Raw genomic sequence first — 21,858 nt, 5'->3', positions numbered from 1 at the left:
TGAGTCATTTAACTGCCATACAAGTTGTATTTTAGACATAAAAAAACTACCTCGAGGGTAGTTGCTTATAAACGGCTTATATATGCTGTTTTCTGGCAAGGGTCAACACCATAGGGGGTGGCGATTAAGCTGTACCCACTCAAAGCATAGCTGCCTATCAGCACTCCTATGGCACAGTTTGCATAGCAAAGTCAGCAAAGATGGGAAAACATTACGAACAAGCTGTCCCAGCTTTGGGCTCCCTGGTATGGCCAGGAAGCAGTAATAGTAAGTTCTATATGAATAGACATATTTATATGCTGTTAGTTTATCTGTGCTGCATGTCACATATGATTAATGTATTGAGCTTGATAATAGGGCTGTAATTTTCGGGGCTGAAATAACAGTCATAGCTATAACATATGATGTATCTATGACGAGCCTTTTAAGGGTATGGACTGCATAGAGAACATGACCACTTGTACGTGATTTTATTAATTTATTTGCAAATAACTATATATTGCTAAAGAGCCATATATAAGCGTAATAGCTCATACATGAAACCACTGTCATAAAGGTTCAATAATAAGACAAATTACGATATGTACGTTGTTTGTGTTGGCAAATAGATACACTGTAAATGAAATTTTACAGGCGCAATTTATATCCTTTTACACCGGACGTTAACGGTTGCATTGAGACCTTATGAGGTCATCTACTCATAAACAGCACTAAATATGAATTGAATGAACCATATTAGTGCACTGCTGATTAATAAGGTGAATTATGGCAGTTTATGTTAATACCAATGTGTCCAGCCTTAACGGACGTCGCTACCTCAATAATGTACAGAATCAGCTGACAACCACATATCAGCGTCTCTCCTCAGGCCTGAGAATTAACAGCGCCAAAGATGACGCTGCCGGTCTGCAGATTTCCAGCAGACTGACTACCCAGATAAACGGTCTGAATCAGGGTAACCGTAACTCCTCCGATGGTATTGCTCTTGCTCAGACCATCGAAGGCGCCATGGACGAAACCACCAATATGCTTCAGAAGATTCGTACTCTGGCTGTTCAGTCTGCCAACGGTACCAACACTACTGAAGACCGTACTGCTCTGCAGAAGGAAGCTCAGGCTCTGGCTGACGAGATCAACCGTATTGCCAAGCAGACCAAGTTTGGTGGCAAGACCGTTCTGGACGGCGGTGGTGACGGCTCTATCTACAGCACCGGTAATGCTACCTCCAAGGGCAAGCTGACCCTTCAGGTTGGTGCCAACAAGGGCGACACCATTACCTTTGAAGTCAACGCTACCATCCTCTCCAAGATTAATGGTATGGATGGCGTTATGAAAAATGGCGCTCTCAAGATGTCCACTGCTAGCGATGCATCTGCAATGATCACTGCAATCGACAAGGCCATTGGTATTATTGACGGTCAGCGCGCCGACATTGGTGCTTTACAAAACAGACTGGAAAGCTCAATTCGCAACCAGGCTAACGTCTCTGCCAACCAGTCTGATGCCCGCAGCAGAATTCGTGACGCAGACTTCGCCGAAGAGTCAGCAAATCTGTCCCAGCAGTCAATCATCCAGCAGGCTGCTACCTCCATGCTCATGCAGGCTAATACCCGTCCACAGCTCGGTCTGTCCCTGCTCGGTTAATATCTTAGCATTGCATACAGATCTGACTTTCTGTTAACTCAGACAGATTCTCAGATAGAAAAGAAAAGCCCGATCATATTTTCAATGATCGGGCTTTTTCTTTTGGCAGGACAGTTACTGCCAGTGCACACAAACCAGGTATACACTTTCCAGAATAATATATGAGACTTATATTAACTAAAACGTTTTGCAGAGTATAAGTAACAGGCACTACATCTTAGTTGCTTACTAACTTAATGCTTAATAAGCACGGATTAAAAGTGAAAATTTAATTATTGTGTGTAAAACTGACGCTGTATTATGTATCTAGTTATGTATCAAGAATATGGCTGATATCGACGTGCCATCAATGGTTTTGATCATAGATTCAACATCGTACATTGCTAACGTTGTAATTTTCCAGCTATAATGGTTTTACAGCCATATTATGAGAGACACATTTCATAACGATAAAGGAATTATTTAATGGCAGTTTATGTAAATACAAACGTCAGCTCCCTGAACGGACGCCGCTATCTTAACAATGTACAGAATCAGCTCACTACGACCTATCAACGCCTCTCTTCAGGTCTGAGAATTAACAGCGCCAAGGATGATGCAGCTGGCCTGCAGATCTCCAGCAGACTGACAACTCAGATCAATGGTCTGAATCAGGGTAACCGTAACTCCTCCGATGGTATTGCTCTTGCCCAGACCATCGAAGGCGCCATGGACGAGACCACCAACATGCTGCAGAAGATCCGTACTCTGGCTGTACAGTCAGCCAACGGTACCAATACTGCAGAGGACCGTGCTGCTCTGGCCAAAGAGGCCCAGGCTATGGCTGACGAAATCAACCGTATTGCCAAGAGCACCAAGTTCGGTGGCAAGACCGTTCTGGACGGCGCAAATGCCGACTCCATTTACGGCGGTGCAGCTGCTGAATCAGGTAAGTTAACTCTTCAGGTTGGCGCTAACAAGGGTGATACCATTACCTTTGAGGTAAAGAATGGCATTCTTTCCAAGATGAATGGTATGGCTGCCGTTATGGATAACGGCAAGCTTAAGCTTGCTGATGCCACTCAGGCCAGTGCCATGATTGATGCTATCGATAAGGCAATTGCTGAGTCTGATGGTAAGCGTGCTGACCTTGGCGCTTTACAAAACAGACTGGAAAGCTCAATTCGTAACCAGGCTAACGTATCTGCCAACCAGTCTGATGCCCGCAGCAGAATTCGTGATGCAGACTTCGCCGAAGAGTCTGCCAACCTGTCCCAGCAGTCCATTATCCAGCAGGCTGCAACCTCCATGCTCATGCAGGCTAACACCCGTCCACAGCTTGGTCTGTCCCTGCTCGGCTAACAGGATGAGTGCTTAGAATTAAGCTTCCTGTTTGCTCTGCATAAGACTGACTGCAGACTTTTGTCAGTCTTATGCGCGAAAATTAAAAGCCCCCGTTTCTGTCGAAGCAGGGGCTTTTGTTATTTGTGCTTCTGTGATTTCTCTGCACTGATATTCAGTAAAGGACAGGGATACGCGTGGTAATGCCAGGTTATTGGTTATGTTGGCCTGTGACAGTTACTGCATGGCCCTGTTACATTAATCTTGCCGGGACGGAATTTAGCCTGCAAGCAGCATGCTCAGGCCAAGAAAACATACTATGGCCATAAGCATACTCAGTGCATGCAGCAGTATATTTTTGAAGTTTTCCATAGTCGTTACCTCCCAGTTGGGTTAAGAGCCGCCCGGTCCCGGTCACGGCCAAGAGCATGGCATATTCCTTTAACCGCAGTCAGCAATTAAACAGGTCACTATGTTTTGCCATAGGGCATGCCGCTCTTATATTTATTATCGGCAAAGTTCAATATTGCTTTATTGGTAAAAGCTGATTTTTATCGTTTTTTTGATCTGGTGATGGGGAGGCTGGCAATAGTCAGAAGCGTACTGTTCGTGACATGGCCCAGGGCGGTGGAGGGTTACAAATTTGCCTTAGTGAGGTTGCCCGGCGGGCCGTTTTGTTAGATTCTGGTCTGGTCCAGCAGGGGGAGCTCTAATCTGAGCTGGTTTGGTCAGGTCTGGCTGGTCGCGCCAGATCTGAACGGGCCATGTCTGTACGGGCCATGTCAGGTCGAGCCTGGTCTGTACGGGCCAGGTCTGTACGGGCGTTGGATTATGGCTGGCAGCCATTATCTGTGTGATTGACAGATGAATGGTCTGCAGACAGTGGAAAGTGACCTGATGTTCCATTAGACTATCCAGTCCTGCACAGCCCTGGCTTTTCCCGCTTTGACAGGGGCTGATATTAAATGGCATCTTTACAGGGAGGCCGGTATGGCAACAACAGTTCTGGGAATCGACCCGGGCACTCGTAAAATGGGTTACGGAGTAATCAAGGTCGTAGGTAATAATGACTTTATTTACGTAGGCTCAGGCTGTATTCACTGCAATGAGTCCAGGATTCAGGATCGCCTGCTGACTATCATGAAAGCCATTGAGACTCTGCTTGAACAGTTTTCTCCTGATGAAATGGCTATTGAGGAGGTCTTTGTCAGCCTTAACCCTCAGTCCACCATTAAGCTTGCCGAATCACGTGCTGTTGCCATGGTGGTTGGTGCCAGGGCAGGTCTGGATGTCTATGAGTACACTCCTATGCAGATTAAGCAGGCGGTTGCATGTACTGGTGGTGCTGACAAAAAGCAGGTACAGGCAATGGTAAGGCGTTTGCTCTACCTGAACAGCGATCCTCAGATCGATGCTTCTGATGCCCTTGCCTGTGCTCTGTGTCATGCTTATACCCGCCGTATCCGTTCTGTAATGGGCCCGGGGGCAACCATAGCCACCAGCTCTCGCGGTCGCGGCCGTACCGGTCCGCGCAGCAGCTGGCGTAATTACCAGCCTTCATGAGGCCAAAATAACCTGGCTGTTCCCCTCACGATGACGGATATGCCGCTCAGCCGTGGGACAGAATTTGCTGATACTGGCGCTATTGAGTACCCGGACCGGCATGGCCCGATACAGCCATGCCCAGCCCAGCTGCGCTGCCCTGCCCTGCTTTGCAGGCTGGAGTCGCATCACTCTTTGCAGCAGCATCATCATGCAGCTGGCTTCTCCTCGTTGTTGGGCGCTTGCGTGCCTGGTTTTTCGTGGTCTGTTTTGGGCCGTTTTGTTCTGATTTTTTGAGGTAATTTTAGATGATAGGTTCACTGCGTGGCCGTGTACTGGCCATTGATGGTCTGACCGCACTGATTGAAGATGGCGCCGGAGTGGGCTATGAGGTCGAAGTTACCGGCCCGCTGCTATCTGTCATCAAGGTGGATGAACCATGTTTTGTCTACGTCCATCACGTAGTACGTGAGGATGCTGAGTTGCTGTACGGCTTTGACAGCCGTGAGTCCCGCCTGCTGTTCCGTGAGCTTATCAAGATTACAGGTGTAGGTCCTAAAGTGGCTATGGCATTGCTTACCATCATGGATCTCAAGGCATTTATCGAGGTTATTAATTCCCAGCGTCTTAATGCCCTGGTAGCCGCACCTGGCGTAGGTCGCAAGACTGCAGAGCGCATTATGGTCGAAATGAAGGATCGTATCGACAAGCTGCGTCTTGGTGAGCGCCTGCTCAACGTTACCGCTGTTGCAGCTGCCGGCTCAACTGCCATTCCGGGCGACCTTGGTGTTGAAGAGGCAGAGGCAGCCAGCGCAGCCAGCAATGCTGTGGCTATCGATGATGCTGTCCAGGCATTGCTCTCCCTGGGCTACAAGGAAACTGTTTCCCAGAACACAGTAAAGGCCGTATACAAGCCTGGCATGACCACAGAGGAAATTATCGTGGCCTGTCTTGCACAGCTTGGTAAGCACTGATTCATTTTCCCGGCTGCAGATGCGGAGCAAATCATACCTGGCAGGTGCATGTTCACCTGCAACTGCATGTGCACCTGCACCTGCATCTGCATGGGCATCTGCATGGGCAGATGTCTGCGCTGCCGACCTTGCTGTATGCTGCTGTGGCAGTTTGGCAGTTTGGCAGTGGGGCAAGGGGGCTGATTATTTACCTGTTTCTCCGACTGGTTTCCCGGCAGGACTCTGTCCTGTGGGCAGTCGGATTTTTATTATTCATGGTGGACGTGCCTGGCGTGATGTTGTTGAGCCGTGGTACGGTTGAGGGCTGTGGATGAGGAAAGTGATTGGAGGAACAGGGTAAGTGATTGCTGGGACGAGGTAAGTGATTGAGGGGACGGGGCAAGTGATTGCGGGTACGGGGTAAGTGCTTGCAGGAACGGGGCATGCCAGGCTGGCCTGTTTAATCCTTATGCAGCACAGTGCAGCCCTGCGCGGCCGTATGCTATACTTTTCCCGCCTTTAAGAGGCAGAGCATTGCGGTTTGCAGCGCATTAACTGGCGCGTCTGGTAAAGGTTTTACCAGACGGGTAAGCTCCCGGGAAACTGCATGGGCATTTTGGGCTATCTTGATTTCTGACCTGGTCAGAGAAGGGGACAAATTGGCACTTGAAAGCGGCATTGTGGCTGATGTTATTGAAACCAGCCGTCACAGAGATCTCAGCGGCACCAAGACCATTGAGGAAACCGCTGCCGAACTGGTTGAATCCAGTGAGGATCGCGCTCTGCGCCCTAAGCGTCTTTGTGACTATATTGGCCAGGAAGATGCCAAAAGCCAGCTGGAAATCGCTCTTGCTGCAGCCAGAAAGCGTGGCGAGGCCCTTGATCATGTCCTGATTTTTGGACCTCCTGGCCTTGGTAAGACCACACTGTCCAATATCATTGCCAATGAGCTTGGGGTTAACCTTTCAACCACGTCAGGCCCGGCTCTGGAAAAGAAAGGCGATGCTGCAGCTCTGCTGACCAATCTGAGCAGCCGTGATGTTCTGTTCATCGACGAAATTCACCGTCTCAGTCCGGTCATTGAAGAGTTCATGTATCCGGCCATGGAAGATTACAAGGTCGATATTCTTACCGGCGAGGGGCCATCAGCCCGATCCATTCAGATTGGCCTGCAGCCATTTACGCTGATTGGCGCGACCACTCGTGCCGGTACCCTGACCTCTCCTTTGCGCGCCCGTTTTGGCATTATTCTGCAGCTGCAGTTCTACTCGCCTGAAGAGCTCAGTGTGATTGTGCGCGCCTCAGCACGCAAGCTTAAGATTGCCATTGATGAAGACGGCGCAATGGAGCTGGCCCGCCGTTCACGTGGTACTCCCCGTATTGCCAACCGTCTGCTCAAACGTGTCCGTGATTACGCCGAAGTCAAAGGCGATGGAGTAATCACTCAGGAAATTGCTCATAGAGCTCTTGATATCCTGAAGATTGATATGGATGGTTTTGATGACTTTGACCGTGCCTATCTGCGCTGCATGATTTATGACTTCAATGGCGGTCCTGTTGGTATCGAAAGTCTTTCAGCATCACTGGGATATGAGCGTGAGACTCTTGAGAATGTGGTTGAGCCATATCTTATCCAGCAGGGCTATGTGCAGCGTTCCCGCATGGGACGTGTAGCAACAGCCAGGGCCTATAACAAGTTCGAGGAAATCTCCCGCGACTGATAAAGTCAGGACACAGGCTGCTGTTTCTGATCATGGCGGGCCAGGCAAGACATGCAGGCACTGATTATGCCTGGCCTGGTAAGAAAGCAGGGCCATGATGGATGGTGTCAGGGGACGGGATTTTTCTGAATACAAATCAGAGGTGAAAATGAGCGATCTCAGCTGTGCTAAAGATGAGGTTTTCAGCCGCACTTTCAGGGTTTATTACGAGGACACTGATGCCGGTGGTCGTGTTTATCACGCCAATTACCTCAAGTTCTGCGAAAGAACCAGAACAGATTTTGTCCGTGAGGTGCTGGGCTACCGCCAAAGCGAGCATCTGCAGGCAGATCAGAAAGGCTTTGTAGTAACAAAGCTCAATGCTGCCTTTATGGCCGGTGCCGGTCTTGAAGATGACCTTAAAATCACATGCATTCCAGTTATGGTGCGCCGCGCCTGTCTTGAGATGTACCAGGAAGTCAGCGATGCTAATACGGGCACCATGTACTTTGCCATGCGCTCTACCATTGCCTATGTAAACTTTGCTACCGGCAAGCCAGAGGGCATTCCAAAGGACTTCCTTGATGCGCTAAAAGCACAGCAGGGGCCGGAGGATCTTAAGACCCTGTGCTGACAGTGCAGCCCCGCCATTACTGTATCAACCTCCCCTGTTGAGCAGAGTTACTGCTCAACTTTGGGATCAGCGGTAGGAGCCAGGCTGACAGAACTTCCGCCTATGGAGGTCACAGCTCTTTGCAGGGCTTTTCCTGTTGACTGCTAAGCTGGTCAGACAGCCATTGAGACAAAGCAGAGCATTTTATACGCAGCCCCGCATAGTGCTTTTACGCATTATGCGGGGCTGTCTTAATTTAAGCTGGTTAATGTTATAAATGAGATGGGCCGGCCTTATGGAGTGCTGTCTTTTGTGAGAGCCAGTGCCTGGTGTTCCGCGTCGGCTGCTCCCATGTCCTTAGTGGAGCAAGCGGTATCAGGAGGTAATGGCATCCTAAGCATCAGCTAATAGCTCAGGGCTATTATGGATGCGACAGCATATGCCTGCAGAGCCTGTGTGCTGTATGTCTTCGCGGCGAGCTGCTGGAGCCCCGGACTGCTACGTATGACGACAGCAGCGCCGGTACGCAGTATGTCTTCGCGGCGAGCTCCTGGAGCGCAGAACTGCTACGTATGGCGGCAGCTGCGGCGGTATGCTGTATGTCTTTGCGGCGAGTTGCTGGAGCCCCGGACTGCTACGTATGACGACAGCAGCGCCGGTACGCAGTATGTCTTCGCGGCGAGCTCCTGGAGCGCCGAACTGCTACGTATGGCGGCAGCTGCAGCGGTACGCTGTATGTCTTTACTGCGTGTGCCGCCTCACCGGACTTCGGCGTATGGAGGCTGCAGAGACAGGGGCACTGGACGACAGGGGCCGGCAATGCTCAGTTTGGAAAGTTTACAGCTTCCTTCCATAAAGTTTTTTAGAGTGCTTTTTCGCCTGTAAGGCGGTTTCTTTGCGGCAAGGCTGATAGAATATACAGGCCTCAGGTTATTTGCCTGTTATCATTGTTGCAAAATGGACATTTATACTGTCATAAGATGTTCTGATGCCTTGAGCATCAGCTTTGATTTGCACCTTATCCCCACGAAAACAGTGGGATGAACACTACGGAATAGCCGGGTATGTACTCCCGGATCCTCTCTCTCCTGATAATTCATACAGCTGCACTGTGAGCAGCCTGTCTGTTTTGTGATGCACCTGCCTATGGTCCCCACATCTGAGGTGGCCTGAAAGCCGGCTGCCCGTTCAGGGAAGACTGGCCTTTTTCCTTTTGTCCATCCTGCCGTGTCCGGTGTAACTCCCCTGACCGTTGTCCTGCGCCCATTTTCTGTGGTCGCGTCAGCTGCCTGTGCAGTTGATGCCTTAATGCTTTGGCTCAAAGTCTGTCAGACACAGATTTACAATGATTAATTTTCAGTGCTGCGCCGCCTGTTTTCAGATCACAGCAGATCAGACTTGATAACAGGACATATGGCTGAGCCCTTAAGAGGTCACAGTGCCGGGAAGGCACAGTGCAGCTGTCCTTAACCTGCCCGGAAAGACGGTCCGGACAGACAGGGACATAAGAGCCTGACAGGCATGGTCAGGTTAAGTTTTTTGTGGAGAAAAGAAAGAATTATGCAACCTCAAGGAGCGCTGTCTTTTACTGATCTGGTCTTGAATGCCAGCTTCCTGGTGCAGTGCGTCATGCTGTTTTTGCTGGCCCTGTCCATTGCTTCATGGACCATTATCATCTCGCGCAATAACCAGTACCGCCTTGGCCGTACCAAGGCTGATGCTTTTGAGGATCGCTTCTGGTCCGGCATCGATCTCAACAACCTCTATCAGGAGTGTATGAAGCGTCCTGATGACCTGGTTGGTCTTGAGGTTATCTACTCTGCAGGTTTCAAAGAGTTCGTACGTCTGGTTAACTCAGGCCCGGCTGATCAGGAAGTGGTCATGGACGGCACTGAGCGTCAGATGCGTGTAGCCTGTGCCCGTGAGGTAGAGCTGCTTGAAAGCCATCTGCCAACCCTGGCCACCATCGGCTCCATTTCTCCTTATATCGGACTGTTCGGCACCGTATGGGGCATTATGCATGCTTTCGTAGCCCTTGCTGCCGTAAAGAATGCTACCCTGGCCATGGTGGCTCCTCCAATTGCCGAGGCTCTTATTGCTACTGCCATGGGTCTGTTTGCCGCCATTCCGGCTGTTATGTTCTATAACCGCTTTGTAACCAAGGTTGAGGCTCTTGAGAACCGTTACTACAACTTCATGGACGAGTTCTCCACAATTCTCAATCGCCGTCTGGTTACTATCCGCACCCAGCTTAACCGTCAGAATGGCTATCAGGGCGACATTGCCTCTCCACAGCAGTCTATCCCTGGTGCCGGTGTTGCCGGAGGCGTAAATATTCCTGGTGCTCCTGGTTCAGGCATGGCAGGTCAGGCTATGGCCGGAGGCGGGGTACCTGCGTCAGGAACCATAAATCAGAGCAATGTAGCCTCACATATGGGCTCATCTCCTGATGGCAATGATCTGTCAGCAATGAACAATCTCAATGCTCTCAATCCTGGTAACATGGGGCAGACTCAGGTTCAGCAGAGTCCTGAGGATCTGCGCCGCAGTGCCTTTGACAGCTATGAAGATAACGGGGCAGCCGTAGCTGCTGCCGCCGCAGCTGCCGCCAGCGCTCCACCTGTGCAACAGCCTGTTCATCAGTCACGCCAGAGCCAGGATGGTGTCCCTTCTCAGGGCGGCCGTAATGGCACTATGGATATGAGCAGCAGTCAGGCAGCCGACTTTGCCAAGGCCATGCGCCAGAATCAGGGTAACGGACCTCAGGGCCAGCAGGGCCGTCAGGGCCAGATGCGTCGTCAACAGGGCAATGGTCAGGGCGGACAGAATATGCAGGGTGGTGGCTATAACGACAACGAGATGGCCTCCAACTATCGCGGTGTAGTACCTCCACGTACCAGTAATGCAGCTCTGAACAATGCTCAGCTGCCAGGCGGTCCAGCCAGTGCAACCCGCTCAAACAGTTCAAATCCTTTAGGTCAGATCCGCAGCGGCAACAGCCCACTGTACAAGATTGGTCCTGAGGATGGTCAGCCACAGCGCAAGGGTCAGTCATCTGAGCCTCAGTACATTACTCCAGGCGGTCAGAACCGTCGCCGCAATGTGCAGGGCAATGCTGAGGGCAACAAGTAGCCTCAATACCAGTAGCTGAGCTATGGCATCAATAAGGATGTCATGGCTGACACAGCCCAGTATATGACTGGGCCTGTAATAATCTTGTGAGGATCACAGAACATGGCAGAAAGAGGAAGACGCCGTAAGTCCCGTACCGTTGCTGAGATCAACGTGGTGCCTTATATTGACGTCATGCTGGTACTGCTGGTTATCTTCATTGCTACTGCACCAGTTGTTATGCAGGGTGTTACAGTAGATCTGCCTCAGGCTGAGGCCGAGGCCATGAATGAAGATCAGCGTACTCCTATCATTGCCACTGTCGACAAGGCAGGTCAGTACTTCGTGTCTGTAGACACCCAGAGCGTTAAGATTCCTGACCTCAATACTGTAGGTCAGGTAGTAGCCGAAGAGCTGCGCAAGGATCCTGAGCGTCCGGTAGTAGTTCAGGGCGATGCCATGGTAGCTTACGACAGTGTTATTCAGCTTATGAACGCCCTCAAGCGTGCTGGCGTAGATTCAGTAGGTCTGGTAACCGACCCTATTGCTGTAACTCCGGCTCCGGGCGGCAAGTAAGACTCCTGTAACTTATACCATCAGCAAGGCCATGGCCCCGGCTAAGAGCAGTGCTGACAGCTGACGTTTTCACGCAGCAATGCCGGCTGGCAGTGCCTGCACGGCAGCCCACATGAAGCGTCCTCAGACGCAGTGGGTGCACAGGACGCAGCTTCAGCTGCAGCAGCATCCTCAGCAGCTGTCGCAGGGACTGACCTGCATGCAAGGCCTGCATGTCTGTCCTGCATGCCTGGCACGGAAAAACACAGGGGCTCAACGGATTAATGGTGCAGCCTGCAACTGCATGCCATAACGGCTGCAGAGGCAGTAGCTGCTTTTCTTTTTACCATCAGGGGAAGTAGGTCTTATGAGAATAGGATTAGGCGCCGCCTTTGTACTGGCCATAATGTTTCATGGCGCATTGCTGGCTGCCCTGGTAATCAATGTATCCCTTGATAAGCCTAAGCGTCCTGAGGAGAAGTCAGGCCAGATTATCCATGCCACCATTGTCAATGTTCCACCAGCCAAAGGTAACCCTGCCGGTAAGGAGCCAGAAGGGGTAAAGGTTCAGGATACTGCCCGTCAGGCTGCTGAGGCTGCAGCCAAGGCAAAGGCTGAGGCTGAGGCCAAAGCCCGTGCCGAGCTGGAAAAGCAGCTGGCTGCTCAGCGTAAGGCTGAGGCCGAGCGTCAGAAAGCTCTGGCACTCAAGAAGGCTGAAGAAGAAAAGAAGAAAGCCGAGGAAGAGGCTAAGAAGAAGGCCGAAGAGGAAAAGAAGAAGAAGGCTGAGGAAGAGAAGAAGAAAGCAGAGGAAGAAAAGAAGAAGAAAGCAGAAGCCGAGGCTAAGAAGAAAGCTGAGGAAGAGGCTAAAAAGAAAGCTGAAGCTGAAGCTGAAGCAAAGAAAAAGGCCGAGCTCGAAGCCCTTGCCAAACAGATGGAAAAGGAGCAGCTTGAGCGTCTTGAGGCCGAAAAGATGAAGAATCAGGCTGACAACCTTGAAGATGACATCCTTGGTCAGGCCAATGGTGTTGAAGGTGGTCAGGGCCTTGGAGCCGGTACCGGCTCTGATGAGAGTCTGACTTACGGAAGCAAGGTTCAGCAGCTTATCGAACAGAACTGGCGTATTGACCCGTCGATGAATGGCAAGAAGGTGGTAGTGACCGTATCCATTGATCAGGAAGGCATGATTTACAACGAAAAATGCCAGGGCGATCGCGCCGTATGCGCCTCCGCCATTGCTACGCTCAACCTTATCGGCATGATGCCGCGTCCTCCTAAGGGATGTAAGGACTGCAACACCATCGTAATTACCATGATTCCAAAGGTCTGATGCTGCCAGAAAATACAGCTCAGGCAACAGCGCAGCAGGCCTCCATGTCATGCCATCAGGCCCGCCCTTACAGTGGCAAGTTGAGCCTTGCTGAGGCCTACATAGGCTTGCTGAGGTCTGCAGAGCCTTGCGAAACCATGGCAGGGCATGGCACTGTAAGCTGCGCGGAGGCCGTCTCAGGCAGGGATAAGACATCTGGCTGAAATACTGTCCAGGCAGCCAGAATGCTGCCGTCACCGGCTAAACTTGCCTGCCAGAGTGCGTCACACAGGCTTTCAGTAAGCACTCCAATAGTGCCCATGTATTAAGCCAGTGCGGCCATGAGTTACGCCCGGGAGCCATTAATACAGCCAGTGCAGCCTCAATCAAGGCAGAGCCATTACATGATGGACGCTCATACTCCCATGGTCATCACTGGAAAGCAGGCAGACTGCAAGTCAGTCATCAGTCTGTAAGACTGGATCTCGCGCATCAGCCGGTAAGACTGGAGGTTGGTTATCAGCCGTTCAGGCTGGAAGTTGGTCATCAGCCGGTGAGGCCGGGAGCTGGTCATCAGCCGTTCAGGCCGGGAGCTGGACATCAGCCAGCTCTGATGCAAGTCGGTCATCAGCCGGTGATGCTGAAATTATTTGGCTGCTGCAAGGTCAGAAGAGGGCTTTTTACATTACTCTGGCTGTTCAACACATTAAGCTGCTCATGCAGCTTTTTGCTTATTTATAAGATTAATGTCAGGTCTGTGGGGACCTGATATACGGTACCGGCAGGGTCTGCTTCATTACGGGGCATAAGCCCCGCCGGTACAATAAATTTGCTCAAAACGGGCGCACTAACGTGCCCCGTCTTTGGTACACTATCAGCGTTGTCAAGTTTATTTGGGGAAAACCATGCGCTTTATTCGTGTTCTTGGAGCTGCGGTTCTTGCTCTCTCAATGCTGGGGAGCAACGCTTTTGCCGCACTCCAGATTGAGATCACTGGTGGCATCAATGAGGGTCGCCGTGTTTTAGTACTTCCTTTCCTGGTTAAGGGTGAAGTACCTGTTGATGTCTCCGGCATCATCAGCAATGACCTGATGCGTTCAGGCAAGTTCACTCCTCTGTCAGTCAAGCAGCTTCCTGCCGGGGCTCTGGTAAACAACAGCGTCAACTTTGACGTGCTGGCTGCTCAGGGTATTGAAGCCGTGGTTTCCGGCGAAGTAGGTCCTGTAGCCGATACCGGTAACTACCAGGTAGCCTACCAGCTCTATGGTGTTCAGGGCTCCAACAAGGGCAAGCCTCTTACCCAGCGCCGTGGCATTACAACCAATGCCTCCCAGCTGCGTCAGGCTGCTCATCTGGTTTCCGATCGTACCTACGAGCTGCTGACCGGTCAGCGTGGTGCTTTCCGTACCCGTATTGCCTACATCGTCTACCGTCATGGCGACCGTTTCCCTTACCAGTTAATGACAGCTGACTATGACGGTTATAACGAGGTTCCTGTACTGCGCTCAACTGAGCCAATCATGACTCCTAACTGGTCTCCAGATGGCAAGCGTCTCGTCTATGTTTCTTTCGAGCGCCGTGCTCCGACCATTTTTGTGCAGGACATCTTTACCAAGAAGCGTACCAAGCTGGCTTCATTCCCTGGTCTGAATTCTTCTCCATCATGGTCTCCAGATGGCAGCAAGATTGCATTTACTTTATCCAAGGACGGTCAGCCTGAGATTTACTACTACGATCTCGTAACTTCAAAGTACCACCGCGTTACCAAGAACAGAGCCATTGATACCGAACCATCATGGTCTTATGACAACAAGAGGATTTACTTTACCTCTGAGCGTGGCGGCCGTGCCCAGATTTACTCTGTAGATATCGAAACCCGCGAGGCTCAGCGCACTACTGTACAGGGTGCTATGAACCTGTCCTCACGCCCTATTCCAGGCAGTGATGCCCTGATTGTGATCACAAGGCAGAACGGCTATAGAGTTGCCCGTATGGATGCAGACGGTTCTATCTACATGCTCACTACCTCATCATTAGATGAGTCTCCAAGTGTGGCACCAAATGGCAGTATGGTAATATACTCAACTGTCTATCAGGGCCGTAAAGGCCTGGCTCTTGTTTCAACTGACGGCAGATTCAAGGCTAACCTGCCATCAAGCAACAAGGGTGAAATCAGCGCTCCAGCCTGGGGCCCATTGCCTGAGAAATAGGCATTGCTGCACAGCTTAACTGCATAACAGTGCAGGAGGGCTTAGCCCTGCAGTTACGGCTGCAGGATATTCAGGCAATAGAAGGAAATTTTTCATGAAAAACAAAACTTTTCTGGCACTTCTGGCAGGCGCTATGATGTTATCTGTGACTGCCTGCTCCACAACCTCCAGCACCGAAGACGGTGCCCTGATTGAAGGTCAGGAAGACATGTCCGGTATGGCCGGTGATGTCTTTGTTGAGGATAATCTGGGCTATGGCGGTGTAGACGGCGATGCTGTTACTCAGGTGGATAAGGACGGCACTCTGGTGATCGGTGATCCAAACGCTCCTGCTGACGGCCTTTACGATCCAAATTTCGGCGGCCCTCAGGCTCTGCGTGAAAACAATACCGTATATTTCAAGTACGACAGTGACCAGATTCAGGACGAGTACGTTTCTGTAATGCAGGCCCACGCTCAGTATCTGCGTGATAACCCTGACTCCCGTATCATTATCGAGGGTCATACCGACGAGCGCGGTACTCCAGAGTACAACATTGCTCTTGGTGAGCGTCGTGCCCGTGCTGTAGCCCGCTACATGCAGAATCTCGGTGTAGACGTAAACCAGCTCTCCATCGTTTCCTACGGTGAGGAAAAGCCTCTTGACCCAGGTCATGCTGAGGCCAACTGGAAGAAGAACCGTCGCGCTGTAATCAATTACTAATTGCAAGGACAGGCCATAGGGCCTGCCCCGATGCGATGAGACCCTGACCCCTGCCCGGAGAGGATCCGTGCAGGGGTCAGGTCATTTTGGGGCTCCGGTTTTTCACCACACCCTCCCGGCTGTCACCTCCGGCCTTGCTACATTCCCAGGCCAGACCTGGCTATGGCGCCGGCCCCCGGACACGCCGGGGCGCGCCCAGGTTGCTGGGGTGGCGCGTCCAGGCTGCGTCCAGCGCAGCAGCGCTGCGGCTGCGGCAGGGGCTGGCAGCAAAGCCAGCGCTCAATGGCTCCCTGGCACTGCGCTTGAGGCCGTACCACTTACGCAGTACGGGTCATCACATGCAGGAGCGCAGAGGCGCTTGCCTTAAGCTGCAGGGGCGGCTTTTGTGAGCACGGGCGCCCTTTGGCAAGTGCGCGGGCACTTAGTGCTGCTGTGATTATGGCTGTTGTGCTATAGTTGCTATTGACCCTGCATGGGGCCGTTCGACCATTGGTTAGTTAGAGGTGAGTAACAGATGCACAAGCCTAAGTCACTGATGATGTGGAGAGCATCGGATAAGAACTGCGATATCCTGTCAGCTGAATACCTGCTGGGAGGATCGCATAATGCCAGCTTATGGGCACTGGGCGATGAGACCTTTGACCGCGAGTGCTCCAGCCTGAGTCCTGGCACCCTGATTCTGCTGTTCAAGGAAGAAAGTGACCGTTATTGCATCACCGGAGGTGCCTACTTCCTGGGCTGGCGCTTCTTCAAGCCAAAGAAGGCCTGGCAGCTTTATGGTGTGCATAACGGTGCCTACAACTATGAAGATTTCGTCAATGATGTAGCAGCCCGTGGCGGTAATGAGGACAGTGATCTTTCCATGGCTCTGCTCTCTCATACCTTCATTTTCGATCAGGGAGATATTGTGCATATCCCTGAAGAGCTCAATCAGTTCATGAGTGAGCGTAATGTCTTTACCCTGCCTCTTGATGAGCCTACCGGTCGTTACCTGCACAAGCTGGTGCTTGAGCGTCGTGACAATTACATCAGCCCTGATGGCGATGACTGGCACGGCCTGTACTACGCTGCTTCTCACCGTAACTCCAAGACCTATGTAGCCGAGTTCCAGGCCCGTGTACTTAACGCCTATAACTTCCGCTGCGCCATTTCAGGTGTGCGAGCCCGTCCGGTGCTGCTCATCGCTCATATTCAGCCTTTCTACGATAACAAGTTCCAGAATTCCAGCAATGGCGTAGTACTGCGCTCCGACCTCTACCTGCTGTTCAAGCGCGGCTATATTACCTTTGAGTATGTGGACAAGGGCCAGCGTCTGATTACCCGTGTCTCTGAGACTGTACGTGAGGCTTATGGTGAGGACTATATGGAGCTCAACGGCCGTGAGCTCTTCCTGCCTGAAGACAAATCAGCCTGGCCTGAGCCACGCTATGTTCTCTGGCACAACAAGAACTGCTACGAGAACTGGCTGCGCGTAGGCGGTACCCACTCCTGATAAGTCCAGCCAGCCGCCCGGCAGGCCATATGGCCTGCAGTCAGGCACATCAGTTATACGCCAGCTTCAGCCCTGGCATCAGCGCCAGCGCATGCATCAGCGCCAGACCTGGCATCAGCACAAGCGCATGCAGCAGCGCCAGCTCTGGCGCCAGCACCGGCGCATGCAACAGCGCCTGCCACAGCCGGTCATAATACGCATGCCCAGTGCTGCCGTTCCAGGCTGTGAGCTCAGTCATTAAGCTCCATGGCAAGGCAGCTTAAAATGCTCCATCATGAGCAAGGCAAAATGCTGATAATGGTCTGTGCGTTGGGTGGCGAGGCTGCCTCAATACTGGTCTGGTCTGGTTAAAACACGGGCCGGCAAGAATGCAATAAATGGCCGCTCACTGCGAAGGTGAGCGGCCTTATTTATTTCAGGGATCACAGTTCATCCGGACCGGTACTGAAAAGCCAGAAAAAGATGAGATCAGGGTGCAGTGAGAAGATGGAGATTTGGGATAAGGAAAATTGAGGAAAATGAGTTTGAGGTAAAGGAGAATTGAGGAAAAGAGAAAAATATGATGCCATGGTTTACTGCACAGCAGCAAATGGCTGATGAGATATGTGTGGGAAAAGAGTAATGTTGAGGATGCGGAAAGGCCTGTGCTGGGGAAGAAGTGATTTACAGACCCTGTTAAGCGCATGGCTCAGGGATAAGAAAATAAAACGTTATATGGTGTTTTCTGCTTTTTGTTGCTTTTTTGCTTTTTCAAAATAAGCTGGCAGAATTTAGCTGCTTTGAATCATGATAAATAATTCACTGGTATGAGCAGAAGTGTTCACTTCTTTCACAGCATATGCAGGATTAATTCTGTCTGACCACAGAAATTTACCTGCCGTTACAAGTGCTGAATAAAATATATTGTAAAGCGACTTGTTGAGGTGATATTACAGACTGATCTGTAGTCCGGGTTGACCGGATAATAATTCTGTTAAGTTTGCTTTGAAATTGCTTTTTTAAAGGAAATGCAAACCTTTTCATGTACAGGATAACAATTTCTTTTACCGGCGCTTTTTTAAACCGGATACTTTAGGAGATACGGGAGACGAACGGTCAAACAGGGCACCACGGCAAAAACCCTGGTATCCTGTTTGCCGCTCTCTGCCTCTCCCATATCACTAAAAAAGCACGTTGAGTTTAACCTAAATTTTTTGATTTTTCAAAGACTTAACAAAGAAAAATGTAAAATTAATTATCAGCAGAACGCGTGATTTTATTCCAAAGATCCCATAAATACGGGAAATATGCCGATCAAATGACAGTTACTTTTGCAGAAATAATTACGTCTTATTCTGTCAAAAACCCGGGAGTACACTCCCTTGAACCTTAAATATGCACAAAAACACGGCAATTTCATGAAATCGTTTGCAGAAAATGAGCTAACCCGGATCCGCCCATCCACGCGTTAACAGCTTCACAGCGCATCTGCCGGATGTCTGTACTGGCGTAAACAAGCAAAATGAGGGCAGCCACTGCATCACTGCACAATGCAGACAGCGCAGGGCGCCACAGTGCATCCGTACCACAGTGCATCCGTAGCGAGGGGCAGGGCGCCACAGTGCAGCCACAGCGAGGCGCAGTGCGCCACAGTGAAGTCCCAGCGAAGCACAGTGCTGCTCAGCGCAGCTGGCAATTATTTCAGCCACTGCAGCGTGGCGACGTGCAGGGAATATGGAGCGCGTCGTGTTAATTTAAATACGTGACCAGAAACAGCAACCTGGAGTGTATGTTTGCCAGCTGCGGGCTGATATTTCAGTTCGAAACTGCCCCTGTTTCAGGAGCTAATAAATTGTGCATCGTTGAATTTTGGCAAATGAATTTTGGCAAATCCGCTGGCAGGACAATGATTACATTTGCATAGTACTGGTTAGCATAATCTGGCAGCTGTCATTGGCCGTAGTTTGCGTCAGTATGAAGCTTTAGTGGGATAGTGAGGGCTAAATTGTGTGATGGCCCAGGAGGTGAGGAGGTTAAGGGAAGGTCATCAGTCCAGGTCTTATTGTCTGTAGCGTCATTGACGTGTTTTTTGGCACTGACAGGCATGGGCGGTGAGGCGGAGACCGGTGAATACGCTGGTTCTGGTGCTGAGAGCCGGATCGGTGGCGGGGGCGGGGTCGGGGCGGATTGATTGGTGTGTGGGTAAAAACAGCAACGCCTGAGTCCCGGAGGGCTCAGGCGCTGGTATGGAGCTTTATGCCCTGCAGCGCAGGTTTGGGCGGCGCTGCAGGAGCCATGACAGCAGTCTGGTTTTAGCTGGCTTTTGGCGGTCTGGTCTTGAAGTATGACAGAGCCTTGAGCAGGTCGTCGAGGTCTTCGGTGGCCTTGCCCATGGCGGCATACTGCTTGTCAGCATCTGCACTCATGTCAGCAGCTACGCTGGTAACGCTCTGCATGTGTGAGGAGATTTCTGCGGTGGCGGCAGTCTGCTCTTCAGCAGCGGTGGCGATCTGAGTAATCTGAGTGTTCACACCGTTTACATTCTCTGTAATATCTTTAAGGATCTGCATAATCTGCTGAGCATCTTCAGCAACGGTATCCATATTGGATACGGAGGCATTGATGGAGTCAGTAGCAACAGCAGCCTCAGTCTGAATGTTCTTGATCATCCTGGAGATTTCCTGAGTGGACTGAGAGGTGCGGCTTGCAAGGGCGCGTACTTCGTCAGCTACCACAGCAAATCCTCGACCGGCCTCACCGGCACGGGCAGCCTCGATGGCGGCGTTAAGAGCCAGCAGATTGGTCTGAGCAGCAATATCATCAATAGTGGAAACAATAGAGCCGATATCACGGGACTGACGGGCCAGATTCTCGATCTTGGTGGCGTTGTCACGGGTATGCTCACTCTGCTGACGGATATTGGCAGCAGCCTGGGCAACCATGTTCATACCGTTATTGGTAATGTTCTTACACAGCTCAGAGCCTGAAGCGGCAGACTCACAGTTGCGGGCAATGTCAGTGGTTGTGGAAACCATTTCATCAGAGGCGGCAGCTACAGTAATTGCCTGGTTTTGAATATCTGAGGAGACACGGGCAATGGTAGAGGAGATGTCCTGCAGATGGCTCATCTCACTTTTGAGGTGATGAGACTCGTCCTGAGTCATTTGGATAATGCGGCTTAAAGTATTGCGCAGATCACGAATCATCTCGTGGCTCTGGCCAAATTCGTCCTTGTGGCTGTCCTTGATTGAGATGGAGAAGTCGCCACTCTTGAGCTTTTCAAGAATATACATCTGACCTTTCAGAGAGAGGGACATGTAGTTGGACATGCCAAGAGCCAGAGCCAGAGCCATAATTACGCCAATAACTGTAAAAACGGAGGCGACAATCATAGGAGTTGGTTCAGAGGCCTTGTTGGTCAGGGCAATACAGTAGTTGTTCTGCAGATGGAAAATATCGGAGCCGGTTTTGACAGCCTCCATAACCAGAGGATCAACCTCAGTCATGTAAATATCGTAAGCCTCCTCTATCTTGCCATTGCGTGCCAGAGGCATAACCTGGCTGTCAGTAATATCTGAGGCCTTGTAGATGAAGCTTTTCAGATTGAGACATGCCTGACGGTACTCATCGGTACCAAGAAAATCAGGTTTTACCGCATCGGCAACCTGACGGGCACGTCTGATGATACTGTCGCCTTCACTCATAAGACTCTGTACTGAGTAGGTAGGCTCGTGCTCATTAAGGCCCATGGAGAATTTGGAGCTGAAGTCTTCAACTGCTACCTGAGTAGTCAGAATGCGATTGAAGGCAATATTGAGCACTTCTTCAATCTTGATGGCGGTGTTGCGCACATTGTTAAGGGAGAGGATAGTGGTCATAGCGATAATCAGATTAATGGCTATCACTATCATAAAGGAGCATAGCAGCTTACTCCTTGTGCTGAGATTTAAGAAAAAGCTCATATTTCATACCTTAAAAGTCACCCGGCATAACCATACGGACGTGACTGTTACCCCGCTACCATGTACCGGCTCCTTTAAACTCAACGCGCAGCGCATTGCTGTCTGCAGCGTTCTGCCTGCAGCGTTCAGCCTGCAGCCTGAAAGCGCGCAGGCTGCAAGCGGGCAGGCAGCAGGCTTGCAGGCATTATTGCATGCCTTGTTGCCATGCCCCGATGCCATGCCTTGACGGCATGCCCTGATGCCATGCAGGTGTTTGAGTTTGATGAGCCTGGCCACGAAGCGGAGGCAGGTGCCACGGACCGTGTCAGGGGATGCGTTGAATAACCTTTTCCATCAGTCTGAATGCATGCCTGATCTGTCATGATGAATGCCAGTGACAGCTCAGATATGCTCGAGATTGATGGAAACTTTTCACCAGATAGGACAGTGTTCCCTGGATGAAGTCAAATGGCATGAAATGCCTTCATGTCCTGTGAGCGGCTGTGCCGGGCGCTGCAGAGCATATGTCAACGCTATGCAGTCATCGGTGCAGGGCTGACAGGTATTACAGCAGGGAGCTGTCTGAATAAACAGAGGATGCAGATATGCGGCAGGTACCTTGAGTGTCTGTGATTCTCTGATCGAAAAACGGCAGCTGCGCCATAGATTTGGCGCAGCTGATGCCGCCAAGGTGAATTGAGCGGCATATACTGCACTGCCATGCAGGCAGGCAGAAAACGGTCAAATGCTTGTTGAAATGATATTGTTCTGTTGCTGTTGTCACTCACA

14 protein-coding genes and 1 pseudogene are annotated in these 21,858 nt (G+C 51.0%); 13 read left to right on the top strand and 2 right to left on the bottom strand.

Annotated elements, in window-relative coordinates:
- Positions 1-765 precede the first annotated feature (765 nt).
- The 12 genes and pseudogenes from MXE39_RS00500 to MXE39_RS00445 all read left to right on the top strand — a co-directional run bounded on the left by MXE39_RS00500 (position 766) and on the right by MXE39_RS00445 (position 17,149).
- Positions 766-1,644 (top strand): flagellin, encoded by an 879-nt coding sequence (locus tag MXE39_RS00500; protein WP_246977750.1) that lies wholly within the window; start codon positions 766-768, stop codon positions 1,642-1,644.
- A gap of 465 nt (positions 1,645-2,109) precedes the next feature.
- Positions 2,110-2,985 (top strand): flagellin, encoded by an 876-nt coding sequence (locus MXE39_RS00495; RefSeq protein WP_246977751.1) that lies wholly within the window; start codon positions 2,110-2,112, stop codon positions 2,983-2,985.
- Between the two features lie 969 nt (positions 2,986-3,954).
- On the top strand, positions 3,955-4,527 hold the full coding sequence (gene ruvC, locus MXE39_RS00490; RefSeq protein WP_246977752.1) for a crossover junction endodeoxyribonuclease RuvC: 573 nt from the start codon (positions 3,955-3,957) through the stop codon (positions 4,525-4,527).
- 287 nt (positions 4,528-4,814) lie between these two features.
- Entirely contained in the window at positions 4,815-5,480 is a 666-nt protein-coding gene (ruvA, locus tag MXE39_RS00485) for a Holliday junction branch migration protein RuvA (RefSeq protein ID WP_246977753.1), read from the top strand.
- 713 nt (positions 5,481-6,193) lie between these two features.
- On the top strand, positions 6,194-7,180 hold the full coding sequence (gene ruvB / locus MXE39_RS00480; RefSeq protein WP_246977788.1) for a Holliday junction branch migration DNA helicase RuvB: 987 nt from the start codon (positions 6,194-6,196) through the stop codon (positions 7,178-7,180).
- A 148-nt stretch (positions 7,181-7,328) separates the two neighbouring features.
- Entirely contained in the window at positions 7,329-7,793 is a 465-nt protein-coding gene (locus tag MXE39_RS00475; protein WP_246977754.1) for a YbgC/FadM family acyl-CoA thioesterase, read from the top strand.
- Between the two features lie 1,539 nt (positions 7,794-9,332).
- Positions 9,333-9,998: pseudogene (gene tolQ / locus MXE39_RS00470) on the top strand (protein TolQ); the annotation flags it as partial.
- Positions 9,999-11,006: 1,008 nt separating this feature from the next.
- Entirely contained in the window at positions 11,007-11,459 is a 453-nt protein-coding gene (gene tolR, locus MXE39_RS00465; RefSeq protein WP_246977755.1) for a protein TolR, read from the top strand.
- A gap of 346 nt (positions 11,460-11,805) precedes the next feature.
- Positions 11,806-12,765 (top strand): cell envelope integrity protein TolA, encoded by a 960-nt coding sequence (tolA, locus tag MXE39_RS00460; protein ID WP_246977756.1) that lies wholly within the window; start codon positions 11,806-11,808, stop codon positions 12,763-12,765.
- An 884-nt stretch (positions 12,766-13,649) separates the two neighbouring features.
- Positions 13,650-14,954: a Tol-Pal system beta propeller repeat protein TolB gene (gene tolB, locus MXE39_RS00455; RefSeq protein ID WP_246977757.1), complete on the top strand. Its 1,305-nt coding sequence runs from the start codon at positions 13,650-13,652 to the stop codon at positions 14,952-14,954.
- A gap of 94 nt (positions 14,955-15,048) precedes the next feature.
- A complete protein-coding gene (pal, locus tag MXE39_RS00450; protein WP_246977758.1) occupies positions 15,049-15,657 on the top strand; it encodes a peptidoglycan-associated lipoprotein Pal in 609 nt (202 codons plus the stop codon).
- A 514-nt stretch (positions 15,658-16,171) separates the two neighbouring features.
- Positions 16,172-17,149 (top strand): HNH endonuclease, encoded by a 978-nt coding sequence (locus MXE39_RS00445; RefSeq protein WP_246977759.1) that lies wholly within the window; start codon positions 16,172-16,174, stop codon positions 17,147-17,149.
- 49 nt (positions 17,150-17,198) lie between these two features.
- Here the strand turns inward: MXE39_RS00445 and MXE39_RS00440 are convergent, their stop codons facing one another.
- The gene (locus MXE39_RS00440) at positions 17,199-17,387 is read right to left on the bottom strand and encodes a hypothetical protein (protein WP_246977760.1); all 189 of its coding nucleotides are present in this window, start codon (positions 17,385-17,387) and stop codon (positions 17,199-17,201) included.
- Positions 17,388-19,440: 2,053 nt separating this feature from the next.
- Entirely contained in the window at positions 19,441-21,039 is a 1,599-nt protein-coding gene (locus MXE39_RS00435; RefSeq protein ID WP_247073697.1) for a methyl-accepting chemotaxis protein, read from the bottom strand.
- Between MXE39_RS00435 and MXE39_RS00430 the strand changes: the two genes are divergently transcribed.
- Complete coding sequence (locus tag MXE39_RS00430; protein WP_247073695.1) at positions 21,023-21,316, top strand: hypothetical protein; 294 nt, start codon at positions 21,023-21,025, stop codon at positions 21,314-21,316. The genes MXE39_RS00435 and MXE39_RS00430 overlap by 17 nt on opposite strands.
- The last annotated feature ends 542 nt before the right edge of the window (positions 21,317-21,858 follow it).

Source organism: Anaerobiospirillum sp. NML120511 (genome assembly GCF_023050955.1).
In the GTDB taxonomy this organism is placed as follows: domain Bacteria; phylum Pseudomonadota; class Gammaproteobacteria; order Enterobacterales; family Succinivibrionaceae; genus Anaerobiospirillum.
This window is presented reverse-complemented; position numbering and strand designations above follow the sequence as displayed.